This window comes from Actinomadura parmotrematis (genome assembly GCF_019458805.1).
In the GTDB taxonomy this organism is placed as follows: Bacteria; Actinomycetota; Actinomycetes; order Streptosporangiales; family Streptosporangiaceae; genus Spirillospora; species Spirillospora parmotrematis.
In genome coordinates this window covers 119,748-136,404 of sequence record NZ_JAIBOA010000017.1, presented here as the reverse complement: position 1 = coordinate 136,404, position 16,657 = coordinate 119,748, and the positions used below count along the sequence as shown (strand labels likewise).

At 75.4% G+C, this 16,657-nt stretch carries 14 protein-coding genes and 1 pseudogene; 5 read left to right on the top strand and 10 right to left on the bottom strand.

Annotated features, from left to right (window positions below):
* Positions 1 to 210: 210 nt before the first annotated feature.
* Positions 211 to 930: pseudogene (locus K1Y72_RS36580) on the bottom strand (MFS transporter); the annotation flags it as partial.
* Positions 931 to 982: 52 nt separating this feature from the next.
* Between K1Y72_RS36580 and K1Y72_RS25030 the strand changes: the two are divergent.
* From K1Y72_RS25030 to K1Y72_RS25020, 3 genes are all read left to right on the top strand, one after another.
* Positions 983 to 1,552 (top strand): TetR/AcrR family transcriptional regulator, encoded by a 570-nt coding sequence (locus K1Y72_RS25030; RefSeq protein WP_220168900.1) that lies wholly within the window; start codon positions 983 to 985, stop codon positions 1,550 to 1,552.
* Between the two features lie 61 nt (positions 1,553 to 1,613).
* A complete protein-coding gene (locus K1Y72_RS37330; RefSeq protein ID WP_220168899.1) occupies positions 1,614 to 2,204 on the top strand; it encodes a TetR/AcrR family transcriptional regulator in 591 nt (196 codons plus the stop codon).
* Positions 2,204 to 2,980 (top strand): MBL fold metallo-hydrolase, encoded by a 777-nt coding sequence (locus K1Y72_RS25020; RefSeq protein ID WP_220168898.1) that lies wholly within the window; start codon positions 2,204 to 2,206, stop codon positions 2,978 to 2,980. The genes K1Y72_RS37330 and K1Y72_RS25020 overlap by 1 nt, the downstream gene beginning before the upstream one ends.
* Here the strand turns inward: K1Y72_RS25020 and recD2 are convergent.
* The 4 genes from recD2 to K1Y72_RS25000 all read right to left on the bottom strand — a co-directional run bounded on the left by recD2 (position 2,964) and on the right by K1Y72_RS25000 (position 7,724).
* Positions 2,964 to 5,192 carry an SF1B family DNA helicase RecD2 gene (gene recD2 / locus K1Y72_RS25015; protein WP_220168897.1) on the bottom strand — a complete coding sequence of 743 codons (2,229 nt, stop codon included), beginning with the start codon at positions 5,190 to 5,192 and terminating at the stop codon, positions 2,964 to 2,966. The two genes, K1Y72_RS25020 and recD2, sit on opposite strands and share 17 nt — an antisense overlap.
* 53 nt (positions 5,193 to 5,245) lie before the next feature.
* Positions 5,246 to 6,526 carry a cation:proton antiporter gene (locus K1Y72_RS25010; protein ID WP_220168896.1) on the bottom strand — a complete coding sequence of 427 codons (1,281 nt, stop codon included), beginning with the start codon at positions 6,524 to 6,526 and terminating at the stop codon, positions 5,246 to 5,248.
* Positions 6,527 to 6,667: 141 nt separating this feature from the next.
* Positions 6,668 to 6,886, bottom strand: a complete 219-nt coding sequence (locus K1Y72_RS25005; RefSeq protein ID WP_258573626.1) for a DUF397 domain-containing protein — start codon at positions 6,884 to 6,886, stop codon at positions 6,668 to 6,670.
* A gap of 10 nt (positions 6,887 to 6,896) precedes the next feature.
* A complete protein-coding gene (locus K1Y72_RS25000; RefSeq protein WP_220168894.1) occupies positions 6,897 to 7,724 on the bottom strand; it encodes a helix-turn-helix domain-containing protein in 828 nt (275 codons plus the stop codon).
* Between the two features lie 222 nt (positions 7,725 to 7,946).
* Here K1Y72_RS25000 and K1Y72_RS24995 point away from each other — a divergent pair, with 222 nt between their 5' ends.
* Positions 7,947 to 8,624 carry a nucleotidyl cyclase domain-containing protein gene (locus K1Y72_RS24995; RefSeq protein ID WP_220168893.1) on the top strand — a complete coding sequence of 226 codons (678 nt, stop codon included), beginning with the start codon at positions 7,947 to 7,949 and terminating at the stop codon, positions 8,622 to 8,624.
* 43 nt (positions 8,625 to 8,667) lie between these two features.
* Here the strand turns inward: K1Y72_RS24995 and K1Y72_RS24990 are convergent, their stop codons facing one another.
* The 4 genes from K1Y72_RS24990 to K1Y72_RS24975 all read right to left on the bottom strand — a co-directional run bounded on the left by K1Y72_RS24990 (position 8,668) and on the right by K1Y72_RS24975 (position 13,174).
* Positions 8,668 to 9,666, bottom strand: a complete 999-nt coding sequence (locus K1Y72_RS24990) for a sulfotransferase family protein (protein ID WP_220168892.1) — start codon at positions 9,664 to 9,666, stop codon at positions 8,668 to 8,670.
* Between the two features lie 87 nt (positions 9,667 to 9,753).
* A complete protein-coding gene (locus tag K1Y72_RS24985) occupies positions 9,754 to 10,740 on the bottom strand; it encodes an NAD-dependent epimerase/dehydratase family protein (RefSeq protein WP_220168891.1) in 987 nt (328 codons plus the stop codon).
* Between the two features lie 33 nt (positions 10,741 to 10,773).
* Positions 10,774 to 11,781, bottom strand: coding sequence for an S-methyl-5-thioribose-1-phosphate isomerase (gene mtnA / locus K1Y72_RS24980; protein ID WP_220168890.1), 1,008 nt, complete (start codon positions 11,779 to 11,781; stop codon positions 10,774 to 10,776).
* 7 nt (positions 11,782 to 11,788) lie between these two features.
* The gene (locus K1Y72_RS24975) at positions 11,789 to 13,174 is read right to left on the bottom strand and encodes a polysaccharide deacetylase family protein (protein WP_220168889.1); all 1,386 of its coding nucleotides are present in this window, start codon (positions 13,172 to 13,174) and stop codon (positions 11,789 to 11,791) included.
* A gap of 294 nt (positions 13,175 to 13,468) precedes the next feature.
* Between K1Y72_RS24975 and K1Y72_RS24970 the strand changes: the two genes are divergently transcribed.
* Entirely contained in the window at positions 13,469 to 15,670 is a 2,202-nt protein-coding gene (locus K1Y72_RS24970) for a protein kinase domain-containing protein (RefSeq protein ID WP_220168888.1), read from the top strand.
* A gap of 24 nt (positions 15,671 to 15,694) precedes the next feature.
* On the opposite strand, the gene K1Y72_RS24965 is transcribed toward K1Y72_RS24970, so the two are convergent.
* Positions 15,695 to 16,621 carry a Ppx/GppA phosphatase family protein gene (locus tag K1Y72_RS24965; protein WP_220168887.1) on the bottom strand — a complete coding sequence of 309 codons (927 nt, stop codon included), beginning with the start codon at positions 16,619 to 16,621 and terminating at the stop codon, positions 15,695 to 15,697.
* Positions 16,622 to 16,657 lie beyond the last annotated feature (36 nt).

Genomic DNA, 16,657 nt, shown 5'->3' with positions numbered 1-16,657 from the left:
GGCCCGGCCGAGCAGCAGCGGCGCGGCGAGCGCGGGCACGCTGTAGGTGAGGAACCACAGGCCCGCCACCAGCGGCCGGGCGTCCATGCTCTCCTGCGCGTAGAGGGAGAAGTAGGCCATCGCGCCCGCGCCCGCCCCGTTGAAGCCGAGCGCGCTCACCGCGTTGGCCGCGTACAGCCGGTCGCGCAGCAGCTCCGCGCCGGGCAGCCGGGCCAGCCCCGACGCGGCGACGGCGAGCGCGGCGGCGCCGACGAGCAGCAGCGGGACGGGCCAGCCGAGGCGCGGCCCCTCGATCAGCGCGGCGAGCGCGCCCGCGAGGCCGGCGGCGAGGCGGGCGGCGGCCCGCACGTCCAGCGGCCGGGCGCCCGGATCGCGGGACTCGGCCGCCGAGCGGGCCGCGACGGCGAGCGCGGCGAGCCCGATCGGCACGTTCAGCAGGAAGATCGCCCGCCAGCCGGCCAGCTCGGTGAGGAGGCCGCCGACGAGCGGCGCCGTCGCGAGCGCGGCGCCGGTGGAGGCGGCGAACACCCCGAGCGCGCGGTTGCGGGCCGCGCCCGCCGGGAAGGCCGCGGCGACCAGCGGCGCGCCCGTCCCGTAGAGGACCGCGCCGCCCGCGCCCTGGACGGCCCGGCAGGCGTCCAGGACCCCCGGGGACGGCGCGAGCGCGCAGGCCAGCGAGGCGGCGGTGAACAGCGCGAGGCCCGCCAGGAACAGGCGGCGGCGCCCGGCCCGGTCGGCGAGGGCGCCCGCCGGGAGCAGCAGCGCCGCCAGGGCCAGCGCGTAGGCGTCCACCGACCACTGCACCTCCGCGAGGGAGGCGTGCAGGTCGCGGCGCATGCCGGGGAGGGCGAGGTTCACCCCGGCGAGGTCGAGGACGAGCAGGTACCCGGCGGTCGCGGCGACCGCCAGGGTCCGGCGGGAGGAACGCATCGCGCCCCCTTCCAGAAAATATACGCTGTATATTAAGCACTAGACTGGCCCCGTGAACACCCCGGCCAGGCGCGGACGCGGCACCCGCGGCCTCACCCGCGACGAGGTCCTCGACGCGACCCTCGGCCTCGCCGAGGAGCGCGGCCTGGACGCCGTCTCCATGCGCGCGGTCGCCGCCCGCCTCGGCGTCACGCCGATGGCGCTCTACCGCTACGTCGGCGACAAGGCGGGCCTGCTGGACGGCCTGGTCGAGCGGCTGCTCGCCGAGATGCCCGCCGACGACCCGGCGCTCCCCTGGCGGGACCGGCTGCGCGTCCTCGGCTCGGGCGTCCGCGAGGTCGCCCGCCGCCACCCCGAGCTGTTCCCCCTGCTGTTCGCGCGCCCGACCGTCACGCCCGGCGCGCTCCGCCCCCGGCAGGCGATGCAGGCGATCCTGCGCGACGCGGGCGTCCCCGAACCGGTCGTCGTGCCGCTCCAGCGGCTGCTGGACACCCTCGGCATGGGCCTCGCCGCGTCCGAGGCGGGCGGCCGCTTCGACGGCGGCGCCGAGGAGATCGAGCAGATCTACGCGCTGGCCGAGACCATGGCGCTGGACGCCGTCGAGCGGCACGCCGCGCGCTGAGCACCGGCCGGGTGGATCCCGGGGCTTCCAAAAATAGGTAGACCGGTCTAGTATCTAGGTCATGGCACCTCACGGCGAGACCCGCGCCCGCGTCCTGGAGACGGCGGCCGGGCTGTTCCAGCGGCAGGGCTACCACGGCACCGGGCTCAACCAGGTCCTCGCCGAGAGCGGCGCCCCCAAGGGCTCGCTGTACTTCCACTTCCCCGGCGGCAAGGAGCAGCTCGGCGCCGACGCCGTCCGGCTGTCGGCCGCCGCCGTCGCCGGGGAGCTCGCCGCCGCGGCGGCGGACGCGACCGGCGCCCACGACGGCGTCCTGGCGATCGGGGAGTACTACGCCCGCCTCCTGGAGGAGTCCGGCTACGCCAAGGGCTGCCCCGTCGCGACCATCGCGCTGGAGACCGCCGCCGACGACGGGCCGATCCGCGACGCCTGCGCCGACGCCTACGCCGGCTGGCTCGCCGGCCTCGAAGGCGCGCTCGTCCGCTGGGGCGTCCCGGCCGGGGACGCCGGGGCGCTCGCCGCGCTGCTGCTGTCGTCCCTGCAAGGAGCGATCATGCTCGCCCGCGTCCAGCGGGACACCACCGTCCTGCGGACCGTCGCCCGCTCGCTCGCCGAGCGCGCGGCGGCCGCCGCCACCGTCAGGGAGCCGTGATGCGCGTTCACCACCTCAACTGTGGATCCCTCAGCGAGATCGAGACCGTGGACGGCCGGGGCGCCCCGGCCCGCGCGGTCTGCCACTGCCTGCTGATCGAGACCGCCGCGGCGGGGCTCGTCCTCGTGGACGCCGGGCTCGGCACCCGCGACGTCGCCCGCCCCGCCGAGCGCCTCGGCGCCGACTGGATCTCCTACGCCGGGCCCGTCCTGGACCCCGCCGAGACCGCGCTGCACCAGGTCCGGGCGCTCGGGCACGACCCCGCCGACGTCCGGCACGTCATCGTCACCCACCTGCACAACGACCACATCGGCGGACTCGCCGACTTCCCCGGCGCCACCGTCCACGTGCACGCCGCCGAGGACCCGGCCGGGCACGAGGCACAGCTCGCCCACGGGGTGCGCTGGCGGACCTACGCGGACGCCCCCGGCGAGGAGTGGGGCGGCTTCGCGGGCGTCCAGGCGTTCGCGGGGCTGCCGCCGGAGATCCTGCTGCTGCCGATGGCGGGCCACACCCCCGGCCACATCGGCGTCGCCGTCGACACCGGGGACGGCACGCTCGTCCACGCGGGCGACTGCTACTTCTACCACGGCGAGGTCGACCGCCCCGACCCCGTCGTGCACCCCCTGATGAACCTGATCCAGGAGGCCAACGAGAGCGACCGGACGCTCCGGCTCGCCAACGTGGACCGGCTGCGCGCCCTCGCCCGCGCGGACGCGGGCAAGGTGACCGTCTTCTCCGCCCACGACCCGTGGGAGTTCAGCCGCCTGACCTGAGCCGGTGCGCGAGGGCGGTGTGCCGGCGGCCCGCGCCCGCGGTGCGGACCGCGATGGCGAGGGCCCGCCGGGAGCCGACGAGCACCACCAGCCTCTTGGCGCGGGTGATGCCGGTGTAGAGCAGGTTGCGCTGCAGCATCATGTACGAGCCGGTGGTGAGCGGGATCACCACGGCCGGGTACTCGCTGCCCTGGCTGCGGTGGATCGTGATCGCGTAGGCGTGGGCGAGCTCGTCCAGCTCGTCGAAGGAGTAGTCGATCACCTCGTCCTCGTCGGTGCGGACCGTCAGCGTCGACTCCTCCGGCGAGACCGCCGTGACGACGCCGACGGTGCCGTTGAAGACGCCCGCCTCGCCCTTGTCGTAGTTGTTGCGCAGCTGGGTGACCTTGTCGCCGACGCGGTAGACGCGGCCGCCGTAGCGGCGCTCGGGGCTGCGCTCGTCGTGCGGGGTGAGCGCCTCCTGGAGGCGGTTGTTGAGCTCGCCCGCGCCGGCCGCGCCGCGGTGCATGGGCGTGAGGACCTGGACGTCGCGGCGGGCGTCCAGGCCGAACCTCCCCGGGACGCGGCGGGCGACGACGTCCACCGTCAGCTCGGCGGCCCGCTCGGGCTCCTCGCAGGGGAACAGGTAGAAGTCGGGGTAGCCGGTGGTGTGCGGGGCGTCTCCGCGGTTGACGCGGTGCGCGTTCACCACGATCCCCGACTCCTGCGCCTGCCGGAAGATCCGGGTGAGCCGGATCCGGGGGATCGCGTCGGCGGCGAGCAGGTCGGCCAGCACCTCGCCGGCGCCGACCGAGGGGAGCTGGTCGACGTCGCCGACCAGCAGCAGGTGCGCGCCGCGCGCGACGGCCTTCACCAGCTTGTTCGCCAGGATCAGGTCGACCATGGAGCACTCGTCGACCACGACCAGGTCGGCGTCGATCGGGTCGTCCTGGTCGTAGCGGGCGTCGCCGCCGGGCTGGAGCTGCAGGAGCCGGTGGACGGTGGCGGCCTCGTGCCCGGTGAGCTCGGCGAGGCGCTTGGCGGCCCGGCCCGTCGGCGCCACGAGCACGATCTTGGCGTTCTTGGCGGCGGCGAGCGTCACGATGGAGCGGACGGTGAAGCTCTTGCCGCAGCCGGGGCCGCCGGTGAGGACGGCGACCTTGCTGGTGAGGGCCAGCTTGACGGCCTGCTCCTGCTCGGGCGCGAGCTCGACGCCGGTCCGGGCGCGCAGCCAGCCGAGGGCCTTGTCCCAGTCGACGTCCTTGAAGGCGGGCAGCCGGTCGGCGCCGGCGTCCAGCAGGTCGCGGAGGCCGCGGGCGAGGGACCTCTCGGCGCGGTGGAAGGGCACCAGGTAGACGGCGGGGATGTCGGCGGCCTCCTCGCCCTCGCCGGGGATGCGCTCGCGGACGACGCCCTCGGCGGCGGCGAGCTCGTCCAGCGCCGGCCTGATCAGCTCGCGCGGCACCCCGAGGATCTTCTCGGCGGCGGTGATCAGGTTGGGTTCGGGCAGGTAGCAGTGCCCGGAGTCGGCGCCCTCCGACAGGGTGTGCTGGAGCCCGGCCTTGATCCGCTCGGGGCTGTCGTGCGGGATGCCGACGGCCTGCGCGATCGTGTCGGCGGTCTTGAAGCCGATGCCCCACACGTCCGACGCCAGCCGGTAGGGCTCGCGGCGGACGGTGCCGATGGAGGCGTCGCCGTACTTCTTGTAGATCCGCACCGCCAGCGAGGTGGACACCCCGACCCCCTGCAGGAAGACCATGACCTCCTTGATGGCCTTCTGCTCCTCCCAGGCGTCGGCGATGCGCCGCACCCGCTTGCGGCCGAGGCCGCGCACCTCGTTCAGCCGGTCGGGCTCCTCCTCGATGACGCGCAGGATGTCGACGCCGAAGTGGCCGACCATCCGGTCGGCCATCACCGGCCCGATCCCCTTGATCATCCCGGAGCCGAGGTAGCGGCGGAGGCCCTGCACCGTCGCGGGCAGCACCGTCGTGTAGGAGTGCACCTCGAACTGCCGTCCGTGCCGCGGATGCGACCCCCACCGGCCGGTCAGCCGGAGGCTCTCGCCCACCTGCGCGCCGAGCAGCGCGCCGACGACGGTGAGCAGGTCGCCGCCCGTCCGCTCGGTCGCGACCCGCGCGACGGTGAAGCCGGTCTCCTCGTTGGCGAAGGTGATCCGCTCCAGCACGGCTTCCAGCACGGCGGGGCGGAACGTCTCGGGGGGCGAACTGGCCACGCCCCCATCATGCCCCTCCCCTGCGACACTCCGCCCGCCCCGCACCGCCCGCCCTACACCGCGGGCAGCTCCTCGCGGCCCTGCCGCCGGGCGCGGCGCTCGCGCAGCCCGTCCAGGCGGCCGAGGACGGCCTTGGCCGTCACGCCGTGCAGCAGCACCGAAACGACGATGGTGAAGGTCACGACGGCCCACAGCTCCTCGGGCGCGACGCCGAAGTCGGTGTGGCCGAGCGCGTAGGCGAGGTAGAACAGCGAGCCGATGCCGCGCACGCCGAAGAACGCGATCACCGCCCGCTCGCGCGGCCCGGGGAGTCCCCGGTGCAGCGACACCCACGCCACCAGCGGCCGGACGACCAGCAGCAGCGCCAGCCCGATCGCGGCCCCCTCCCAGGTCAGCGCGGACAGGCCGCCCGAGACGGCGAACCCGCCGGCGAGCAGCAGCAGCCAGGCGGTGAACAGGCGCTCGATCTGCTCGGTGAAGCCGTGCAGGACGCCGTGGTAGCCGTGGCTGCGCTCGGCGGCGCGGATGGAACAGGCGGTGACGAACACCGCGACGAACCCGTAGCCGCCCGCCACCTCGGCGGCGCCGTAGGCGAGCAGCGTCGCGGCGAGCGCGACGAACCCCTCGCGCTGCTCGGCGAGGCGCAGCTCGGGGCGGTCGGTGTGGAAGAACAGCCGGCCGAGCAGGCGGCCCGCCGCGAGGCCGGCGACGCCGCCGACCACGCACTTGTACAGGACGTCGACCAGCGCCCAGTGCGCGGCGCCGCCGCCCGCGGCGAGCGCGATCGCGGCGGCGACGACGGGGAACGCCAGGCCGTCGTTCAGGCCGGCCTCGGAGGTCAGCGCGAAGCGGACCTCGTCGTCGTCCCGGTCCGGCTCGCTCTCGCCGTCGGCCCCGGCGGGCTCGCCGACGCGCACGTCGGCGGCGAGGACGGGGTCGGTCGGCGCCAGCACCGCGCCGATCAGCAGCGCCGCCGCGGCGGGCCACCCCGCCGCCCAGTACGCGACGGCGGCGACGCCGAGCATCGTCAGCGGCATGGCGACGGCGAGCAGCCGCGCCGTCGACGACCAGCGCCGCCCGAACGGGCGGTTCAGCGCCAGCCCCGCCCCCATCAGCGACACGATCACGCACACCTCGGCGACGTGCTCGACGGTCCCGGCGTGCGCCACCGGGTCGGGCACCGGCAGCCCGAGCGGCAGCAGGTAGAGCGCCGCGCCGGCGCCGAGGAAGAGCATGGGCTGCGACAGCGGCAGCCGGTCCAGCAGCCCCGGCAGCAGCGCCGCGAGCAGCGCGGCCGCACCGGCGACCAGGAACAGCAGATCGGGGAGACTCACCCACCGCCGCTGCCCGCCCACGACCCCTCGAATCCTCCCGAACACCACCTTCTTCATCACACCGCCCGGCCCCACCCCCGAAACGCCGCACGGCCGCCGCCCCGGAAATCCCCGGAACGACGGCCGTGCGGCGCCACCGCGTCAGCGGCCGGGCAAGTCCAACTCCCCCTCCTTCACACGAGTGAGGAGCGCCCGCCACCCGGCCCGGTCGAACAGGACGGCGCCCCCGGCGGCGTCCTTGGAGTCGCGCGCCAGCACGGCGGCGGACGGCAGCGGGGCCACCTCGACGCAGTCGTCGGAGGAGAAGCTGCGCGTGCTCTTGCGCCAGGCCAGTACGGCCCCGGAAACATGATCTTTCAATGCGTCGCTTTCACATCTCGGCGATGAGCGCTGAGATGAACTCCCGCGACTCATCGGAAGAGAGCGCCGCCCGGCCCACTCCTTCGAACGAGGTCGCGTACTCGTAGACGCTCCGCTCATCGTTCCGGAAGATGCTGCCCCCCGGAATCTCGACATAGAGCAGCTCGGGAAGGAGGGTGTCGGGGAAGCGCAACAGGTTGAAGGAGACGGCCCCTCCGGGTAGGAGAGGCGCGTCGAAGGGAATGACCTGCAGCCGGACGTTGGGCAGCGCGCTCTGCGCGACCAGATGCCGGAGCTGCTCGTTCATGACATCGGGGCCGCCGATGCTCCTGCGCAGCACTCCTTCCTCGCAGACGACCCGCAGTTGCAGGGCAGGGGACGCGGTCAGCCTCTCCTGACGCCTGCGGCGCACCTCGATGCGCCGCTCGATCTCGCCGGGCGTGAGGTGCTCGGCCGAACCCTCCATGACCGCCCGCATGTACCGGGGCGTCTGGAGGAGACCGTGCACCAGGGAGAGCCGGTAGGCGCGGATCTCCACGGCCTCGGATTCGAAGTCGATGTAGGTGGCCAAGGCGGCGGAGACGGTACGGCGGTCATAGGCGTCCCACCAGTTCCGCCGCGACCCGGAATCACCGAGCTCCCTGAGGCGGTCCCGATGCTCCCCGGCCACCCGGTAGTGCTCCAGCAGCCGTTCCAGGTCACCGGCCGTCACCGCCGAACGCGCCTGCTCGATGCGCGACAGCTTGGCCGCCGACCACCCGAACTCCCCAGCGATCTCGTCCAGGGTCGCGCCCACTCGCTCGCGCAGATTCCGCAGCTCGATGCCGAGCCGCTGCATGCGAACAGAGGGCGGCCGTCGACCGGCGGGCATGACCCCTCCTCTGACGACTTGCGCGCCACACTGCACGCAAGCAACTGCGAGTAAGTACGAGCTAGCTTACATGCAAGCTTGCGCGGCACCTTGCTTTTCCCGCATTCTCGGAGTGTGGGGCACTGAGAGGTGCGGAAGGCGTGTGCGCATGAAAACCGGTCCACCCGAGACCCCGTTACGGACAGCGCCATGATGGCGCCACCGGCCGGGGCGCCGCCCGGGCTCTCCCACGGGCGGCTCAGCTTCCGGTTCGTCGTCGGTGTCGACGTCGCGGGGTTCAGCCCGCTGTGCGCCGCCGACCAGGCCGAGGTCCAGCGGGACCTCGCCAGGGCGCTGGACGAGGCCGCGACGGGAGCCGGCCTCGAACGCACCCAGTGGGTGCGGCAGGTCGCCGGAGACGGTGAGCTGGCGTTCCTGCCGTCGGACACCGATGTGCTGCGCCTGGTCGGCGCCTTTCCGCGGGAGCTGGAGCGGGCGCTCGCCGACGTGAACGCGCAGCGCACGCCCCGGCTGCGGGTGCGGTTCGCGCTCCATCACGGCACGCTGATGGACGGTCCCTTCGGGCCGGTCGGCAGCGCGCCGATCGTGGCGGCCCGGCTCCTCGACGCGCAGGTGTTGCGGGACGAGCTCGCCCGCGGCGGCGCCGACCTGGCGCTGATCGTCTCTCGGCGGATCTACGACGACATTGTGCAGACTGGCCTGGAAGGGCTGGATCCGGCGGTCTTCGAGCCGGTCGACGTCCGCGCCAAGGGACGGGCGTTCCCCGCCTACATCCGCAGGAACCCGCCGGGTGGGCGTGCCGTTCAGGTCGCGGAGCCAGCCTCGCGGCGGTCGTTGAAGCGGCTGCGCGCCGCGGTCCTGCTCTAACGCGCGGACGGCCGGGGCCGCGGCCGTCCGGGGGCGGAGCGCGTCAGGTGGCGGGGCCCGTCAGGAGGGAGACGACGGGGTTCGGTTCGCGGAGGCGGCGGTAGCGTTCGGCGGCCTCCTGCTCGTGCCGGCGGCGCCAGCGGACGGCGGCGATCTGGCGGAAGCGGGTCAGGTGCAGCGACGGGGGGCGGCCCGCGCCCGAGGGGGCGTAGCCGAGCTCCGCCAGGCGGGGGCCGAAGACGTGCTCGGCGAGCTCGACCTCCCAGTCGCGCAGGCGGTCCTGCCAGGCGCCGACGACCTTGGTGTCCACGGCCTCCAGCGTGCGGTGGTGCCAGCGGCGCTCGGCCGGGACGGTGCGCCGGGCGAGGTGGTGCGGCTCGGCCATCGCCGGGGCGTACTCCTCGCCGAGGAACGCGCAGAGGGGGCGGAGGGCGGCCTCGGGATCGGCGGCGAGGTCCTCGTAGCGGAGCTGGTGGTAGGCGTCGGGCGGCAGCCGCGCGGCGAGCTGCCGGCCGCGGTCGACCGCCTCGCGCCAGGTCAGCAGCGCCGAGTAGATGTCGCCCTTGTACCAGGGCATCTGGCGCAGCGAGCTCGCCGCGTCGCGGCCGTCGCGGACCAGGTGGACGAACTGGGCGTCGGGGAACAGCCGCAGCAGCATCGGCACCATGCGGAAGTAGGACGGCCGCTTGTCGCCCCACCGCGGCTTGCCGTTCTCGCGGGCGTAGGCGCGGAACACCGTGGCGAGCGCCGAGCCGAGGGTGGGCGGCGCGGCGACGATCTCCTCGGCGACGCTCCGGGCGTCCAGGCCGAGCGCGGCGAACTTGGTGTCCTTGCGGCCGGTGATCCACCCGGCGAGCGCGCGGCGGTTGGCGGGGTCGGTCAGGTCGCCGAACTCGCGGCGGTCGCGGTAGGCGGTGTGCACGATGCGGGTCTCGGCGGGGAGCGCGATGCGGGGGCCGAGGTGGAGCATCTGCTGGAGCAGGGTGGTGCCCGAGCGGGGGCAGCCGATGATGAACACCGGCCGGTGGGATGGGGTCGTCATGCCTGGTCAGCGTGGTGGCCCCGGCTGAGAACCCGTTGAGAGGAACCCTGGAATTCGATGAACGGATCGTGAGGGGCGGCGGTCCCGCTACCCGGCGCGGTGGGCCGCGGCCATCGCGGCGAGGGTGGCGGCGGCGGTGTGGCGGGGCGTCCAGCCGAGGTCGCGGCGGGCCTTGCCGGTGTCCATCAGCATGGGGTGGCGGGCCGCGTGGATCCACTCCAGCTTGGCCGGCAGGTAGGGCAGGAAATCGATCAGCTCGGCGGTGAGGCCGACCAGCTCGGCCGGGATCGGGACGGCGTGCGCGCCGACGGCGGCGGCGAGGTCGGCCATGCCGATGTCGCCGTCGCCCGCCAGGTTGTAGGCGCCGGGCGGGGCGTCGCCGAGGGCGGCGAGGACGACCGCGGCGGCCACGTCGTCGTGGTGGACGAGCTGGAAGCGGGTGCCGGGGTCGGGCAGCACCGGTCTCAGGCCGGGGACGGCGCCGAGCAGGCGGCGGAGCGGCTCGGGGGTGCGCGCGGCGACCGGCTCCCAGGGCAGGTTCCGCAGCAGGATGGTGGCGTCGGGCCCGGCGACGATGCTCGGCCGCAGCACGTACACCGGGCGGCCGGCGCCCTTGGTGACGTCGTGCAGGAGCCGCTCACAGGCGGCCTTCTGCGCCGAGTAGTAGTGCTCGGACGAGCCGCGCGCCGGGACGTCCTCGGTGAGCGGCGAGGGGTTGTCGGCGTGGTAGCCGTAGGCGGCGACCGACGAGGTGTAGACGAGGCGGCCCGGCGCGGCCGCGAACACGTTGCGCGAGCCCGCCAGGTTGACGCGCTCGCCCTCGGCCCGCGACCCCATGATCATGAAGGCGAGGTGGACGACGACGTCGGCGCCCGCGACGAGGCCGTCCACGGCCGCGCGGTCCAGGACGTCGCCCCGCCGGTACTCGGTCCGGTGCCAGCCGTGCGCGGCCGGGTCGAAGGGGCGGCGGGCCATGCCGACGATCCGGTCCACGCGCGGGTCGCGCTCCAGGGCGCCGACGACGGCGGTGCCGATCTCCCCGGTCGGTCCGGTCACCGCGACGGTCAGGCCCATGACGGTCTCCTCGCTGCCGGGGACGGGGGGGGATCAGCGGGCGCGTGCCGGTGTCGTACCCGCCGAGACCTCCAGCACACCGGACTCGGTGACCAAGGCCGACACCAGCCGGGCGGGCGTCACGTCGAACGCCGGGTTGTGGGCGCGCGCCCCGGCGGGCGCGACGCCGGGGCCGAGCAGCTCCTCCTCGGCGCGCAGCTCGATCGGGATGCCGTCGCCGCCGGGGGTGGCGAGGTCCACGGTGCTCCAGGGCGCGGCGACGACGAGCGGGATCCCGGCGGCGGCGCAGGCGAGCGCGACACCGAGCGACCCGACCTTGTTGGCGGTGTCGCCGTTGGCGGCGATCCGGTCGGCGCCGATGACGGCCACGTCCACCAGCCCGCCCATGATCGTGCCGGCCGCCGCGGAGTCGGCCTGGACGCGGAACGGCACCCCCGCCCGCTGGAGCTCCCAGGCGGTGAGCCGCGAGCCCTGGAGCAGCGGCCGGGTCTCGTCGGCGTAGACCATGCCGACCCGGGCGCGCGCGTGCAGCTCGCGGACGACGCCGAGCGCGGTGCCCCAGCCGGCGGTCGCGAGCGCGCCGGCGTTGCAGTGGGTGAGGACGCGCACCGGCCGGTCGCCGGTACGGGCGAGGATCCAGTCGGCGCCGAACGCGCCGATCGCGCGGTTGCCGCGCACGTCCTCCTCCAGCAGCGCCTGCGCGGCGGCGACGACGGCGTCCTCGCCCTCGGCGGCGAGCGGCAGCACCCGGTCGACGCCCGCGGCGAGGTTGACGGCGGTCGGGCGGGCCGCGCGGACGCGGGCGGCGCCCGCCTCGAAGGCGGCCCGGTCCCCGCCGGCCTCCCGCAGGGCGAGCGCGACGCCGAAGGCGCCCGCGACGCCGAGGGCGGGCGCGCCGCGCACGACCAGCCGGCGGACGGCGTCGACGAGCGCGTCCACGGTGCCGGCGTCCAGGTAGGCGACGCGGTCGGGCAGCGCGGTCTGGTCGAGCAGCCGCAGGGCCGATCCGGTCCATTCGACGGTCCGCAGATCTTCCGGCATGACGCCATTATCCGGACGGCGGCGGATCTCCCAGTTCCGAGACGGTCACGAACGTGTATCCGGCGGCGCGCAGCGCCTGCAACAGGGACGGGAGCGCGCCGGCGGCCGACGCGCGGGTGTCGTGCAGCAGCACCACCGACCCCGGGCGGACGCCGCGCGCGACGCGGGCCGCGACCGACGCCGCGTCGTCGTCGGCGAGGTCGCCGGAATCCAGCGTCCACAGCACCTCGCGGACGCCGAGCGAGCGGGCGACCCCGGCCACCGTCGGGTTGGTCGCCGCGTAGGGCGGGCGGAGCAGCACCGGGGCGCGCCCGACGACGGTGCGGACGATGTCCTGGGTGGGCTGCACCTCCCCGTTGACCTGGACGGCGGTGAGGCGCGACAGGTCGCGGTGGCTCCCGGTGAGGTTGCCGATCTCGTGGCCGCCGGCGGCGATGCGCCGCAGCAGGTCCTGGTGGACGGCGGCGCTGTCGCCGACGACGAAGAAGGTGGCGCGCGCCCCCGCGTCCCGCAGGGCGTCCAGGACGCCGGCGGTGCGGGGGCCGGGCCCGTCGTCGAAGGTGAGCGCCACGCACCTGGCGCGGGCGCAGTCGGTGCGCGCCGCCGGCGCGGCCGGCCGCGTGACGGCGGTCTGCGGGGCGGCGGGCGGGAGGGGCGCGAGGGTGAGGCGGGGGTGCGGGGTGAGCGCGGCGTCGCGGGCGCGGCGCCCGAACGCCGACAGGAGCGGCCGGTAGGACGCCGGTTCGAGAAGGACGGGGGCTTGCCGCTCGCCGGGCGCGGGGTCGGCGAGCTCGACGGCGAGGGCGCCCGAGGCGGTGAAGGCGAGCGAGGGGAACGCGGCGGGGCCGGCGCCGATCCGCGACGGGCCTGCCGTCGCGCCAGCCCGCGCCCGTACCAGCGCGGCGAGCCCGGCGACGCCGCGCGGCCCGTCCAGCAGGTCGGCGGAGGCGTGCGCGCGCCCGTCCGCGCCGTCGTACCAGAGGGTGCGGCGCGTCTCGCGGACGCCCGCGGCGGACGCGCGGGCGGCGACGAGCCGGACCCCCGCGACGTCGCCCGCGGCGGCGACCAGCGACCAGCGGACGTTCAGCTCCGGGACGCCGGCGCCCGGTCCGGGCGGCCGGGCGGTCTCCCGCTCGAAGGCGCCGACCTCGGCCGCCTCGGCGGCGGCGAGCGCGTCCGACAGTGGCCGCGCGCCGGGGACCTCGGGGTAGGCGGTGAAGACGTTGCGGGCGGGGTCGCGGACGTCGCGGGTGACGGTCTCCAGCTCGGGCACCGCGCGTGCCCCGACCGCCTGGACGCCGGACACCTCCGCGACCGTCCCGGTCCGCCTGACCTGCGGCGACGCGCAGCCGGCCAGCGCCAGCGCCCCGGCGAGGAGGGTCGCCGGCAGCACCGCCGGCCGGCCTCCCGCCCGCCTCCCGCACCCGCCCCCGCGCACGTCCACCCCCGCTGTCGCCCCGCCGGGTACGAAGGTATTGAGACGGAAAAGGCGAGCAGTAGGTTCATCGCGGCTGTTTTGCCCGGAGGCTAACGTTCTTGGCCGCCCGTTGACTCGTGCTTGACTCTGGCCCGACCTGCCTTGGCTCTGCCATCGTGGGAGGCATGCGGGGCGGCTCGACGCGCGTCCCCACGATCGAGGGGTGAACGGGCGATGGAAGGCCAAGGGGCGCGTCCCGTCCCGTCGTCGATGCGCGAACTGCAGCCCGCCGACCCGGAGGCCGTCGGCCCCTACCGGCTGGAGGCCCGCATCGGCGAGGGCGGCATGGGCGCGGTCTACCTGGGCCGCGACGGCGCCGGGCGGCGCGTGGCGGTCAAGGTGGTGCGGCCCGAGCTGGCGGGCGACCGGGCGTTCCTGGCCCGGTTCCACGACGAGGCGCGCAACGCCGAGCGCGTCGCCTCGTTCTGCACCGCGGCGGTCCTCGACCACGGCCAGGACGCCGGGCTCGACTACATGGTCACCGAGTACATCGACGGGCCGTCGCTGCTGGAGCACGTCGCCGAGGAGGGGCGGCTGTCGGCGGGCATGCTGCACGGCGTGGCGGTCGGCGTCGCCGCGGCGCTCGTCGCCATCCACGCGGCCGGGCTCGTGCACCGCGACCTGAAGCCGAGCAACGTGCTGCTGTCGATCTCGGGGCCGCGGGTCATCGACTTCGGCATCGCGCGGGCGCTCGACGAGGCCAGCTCGCACACCCGCACCGGGCAGCTCGTCGGGACGCCCGGCTACATCGCGCCCGAGCAGGTCACCGGCCGCAGCATCACCCCGGCGGTGGACATCTTCGCCTGGGGCTGCCTGGTGGCGTTCGCCGCCAACGCCGAGAACCCCTACGGGCGCGGCTCGTTCGAGATGCTGATGGGCCGGGTGCTGCACGGCGAGCCCGAGCTCGGCGCGCTCACCGAGCCGCTCGCCGGCGTCGTGCGCGCCGCACTCGCCAAGGACCCCGCGCACCGGCCGACCGCGCAGGACCTGCTGCTCCGCCTGGTCGGCGGCGGCAGCGAGGCCGCGGTGAACACCTCGCTCGGCGCGTCCTGGACACCGCCGCCCACCGCCGCCGCCGACACCCCCGCCGGCCCGGCGGGGCCGTCCCCGCAGCAGGGGCAGGGCACGCAGGGACCGCCCCCCGCGTACGAGCCGACCATGCGCGCGGACCAGGGGCAGGCGCCGCCCCCGGCCTACGAGCCGACGATGCGCGCCGATCAGGGCCAGGCGCCGCCCCCCGCGTACGAGCCCACGATGCGCGCCGACTCCGGGCAGGGCGGGTACGCGCCGCCGTCCACGGGCCCGCAGGAGCATCCGCGGACGCAGCCCGCCGACGTCCCGCAGCAGTACCAGCCGCAGCAGCAGTTCCAGCAGCCCGGCTACACGCCGACCCGGCTGAGCGGCCCGCCCGAGCACATGGCGACGTCGCCCACGCTCCACCGTCCCAAGGAGCGCCGCCGCTCGCTGCTGCTGCCGATCGGCGCCGCCGTCGCCGTCCTCGTCATCGGCGGGGGCGCCGCCGCCTACGCGCTCACCGCGAACGGCGACAAGGACAAGAACGCGAAGGGCGCCGCCGCGCAGGAGAAGCCGGGCGTGCTGCCCAAGGAGGCCCTGCTGCTGGTGCGGGTCGACACCGAGTCGGGATGGCCGAGCAGCTGCCACGCCAAGGTGGGCACCTTCCGGATCGGCGCCGACACGGCCTCGCCGCTCACCGCGGGCCCCTGCGACGTGCTCCCCCAGCGCTCCCCGGACGACAAGCGGGTCGCCTTCACCCGGCGCGTGAACGGCTCCAGCTCGCTCTACGTGATGAACATCGACGGCACCGGCGCCAAGAAGATCGTGGACGTCATGGCCGGCGGGCGCGCCACCTGGTCGCCCGACGGCTCCAAGCTCGCCTACGTCGCCAAGGACGCCGGCGACGTCCCGCAGATCTACACGGTGAGCTCCGCCGACGGCAGCGGCAAGACCGCGCTGACCAGCGACGGCGCCAAGAAGGACGATCCGTCGTGGTCGGCCGCGAACCGGATCGCGTTCTGGAGCGAGCGGTCGGGCACCTCGCAGATCTACTCGCTGGACGCCGGCGACCCCGCGAAGCCGTGGGAGAAGCTCACCGACACCAAGCAGCCCGACGTGGACCCCGTCTGGTCCCCCGACGGCAAGTCCATCGCGTTCGCCCGCGGCAAGTACCCGAAGGGCACCATCTGGACCGCGAGCGCCGACGGCGGCGGCCCGCGGAAAGTGGTCGGCGGCGGCGAGCACGACATGGACCCGAGCTGGTTCCGCAACGGCAAGTGGATCTGCTACGTGCAGGGCGACTACCGGACCCCCACGGTGCGGGCCGTGCAGCCCGACGGCAAGTACGACCAGGCCATCCCGCTGAAGGAGGGCACCATCGCGCACCCCAACTGCTGACCCGAGGCCGCCGGTCCCGGGGCGTCAGGTGCCGAGGGCGTCCAGCCGGCGCAGGATGACGCCCTCGCGCAGCGCCCAGGGGCAGACCTCCAGGCACGGCACCTCCAGCAGGTCCATCGCCGCGTCCGCGACGATCGCGCCCGCCGGGAGCTGCGGCACCCGCCGCTCCGACACCCCGGGCAGCGCGGCGCGCTCGTCCGGCTCCATCGCGGCGAGCTTCTCGGCCCAGTCGGCGATGTCGCCGCGGTGCAGCTCGCGGCGGACGAACGGCCCGTCGGACGACGGCGCGGCGCCGGCGATCCGGGCGAGCTGCTTGAAGGTCTTGGACGTGCAGACGGCGTGGTCGGCGGCGCCGTAGCGGGCGATCTCGCCGACGTGCCGGGCGATCTCGGCGCGCACGTGCCGGCGCAGCTTGCGGACCTCCTCGGCGGGCGGCGGGTCGGCGCCGAACCAGTCGCGGGTGAGGCGGCTCGCGCCGAGCGGCAGCGAGACGGCGACGTCGGGGTCCTCGTCGATGCCCGAGGCGATCTCCAGGGAGCCGCCGCCGATGTCGACCACCAGCAGGCGGCCCGACGACCAGCCGAACCAGCGGCGCACCGCGAGGAAGGTGAGCCGCGCCTCGTCGGCGCCCGACAGCACGCCGATGTCGACGCCGGCGCGGTCGCGGATGCGGGCGAGGACCTCCTCGCCGTTCACCGCGTCGCGCACCGCGGAGGTGGCGAACGCGACGAGGTCCTCGACGCCCTTGTCCTCGGCGACCTGCAGCGCCTCGTCGACGAAGGCGGTGAGGCGGCGCTCCCCCTCGTCCGACAGCCGGTCGCCCTCCAGGTAGGCGGCGAGCTGCATGCCGGTCTTGTGGGAGAACGCCGGGAGGGGGCGGGCGCCGGGGTGCGCGTCCACCACGAGGAGATGCACCGTGTTCGAGCCCACGTCCAGCACACCGAGTCGCATGCCATGACGCTACCGAACCCGAATGCGTCATAGCGC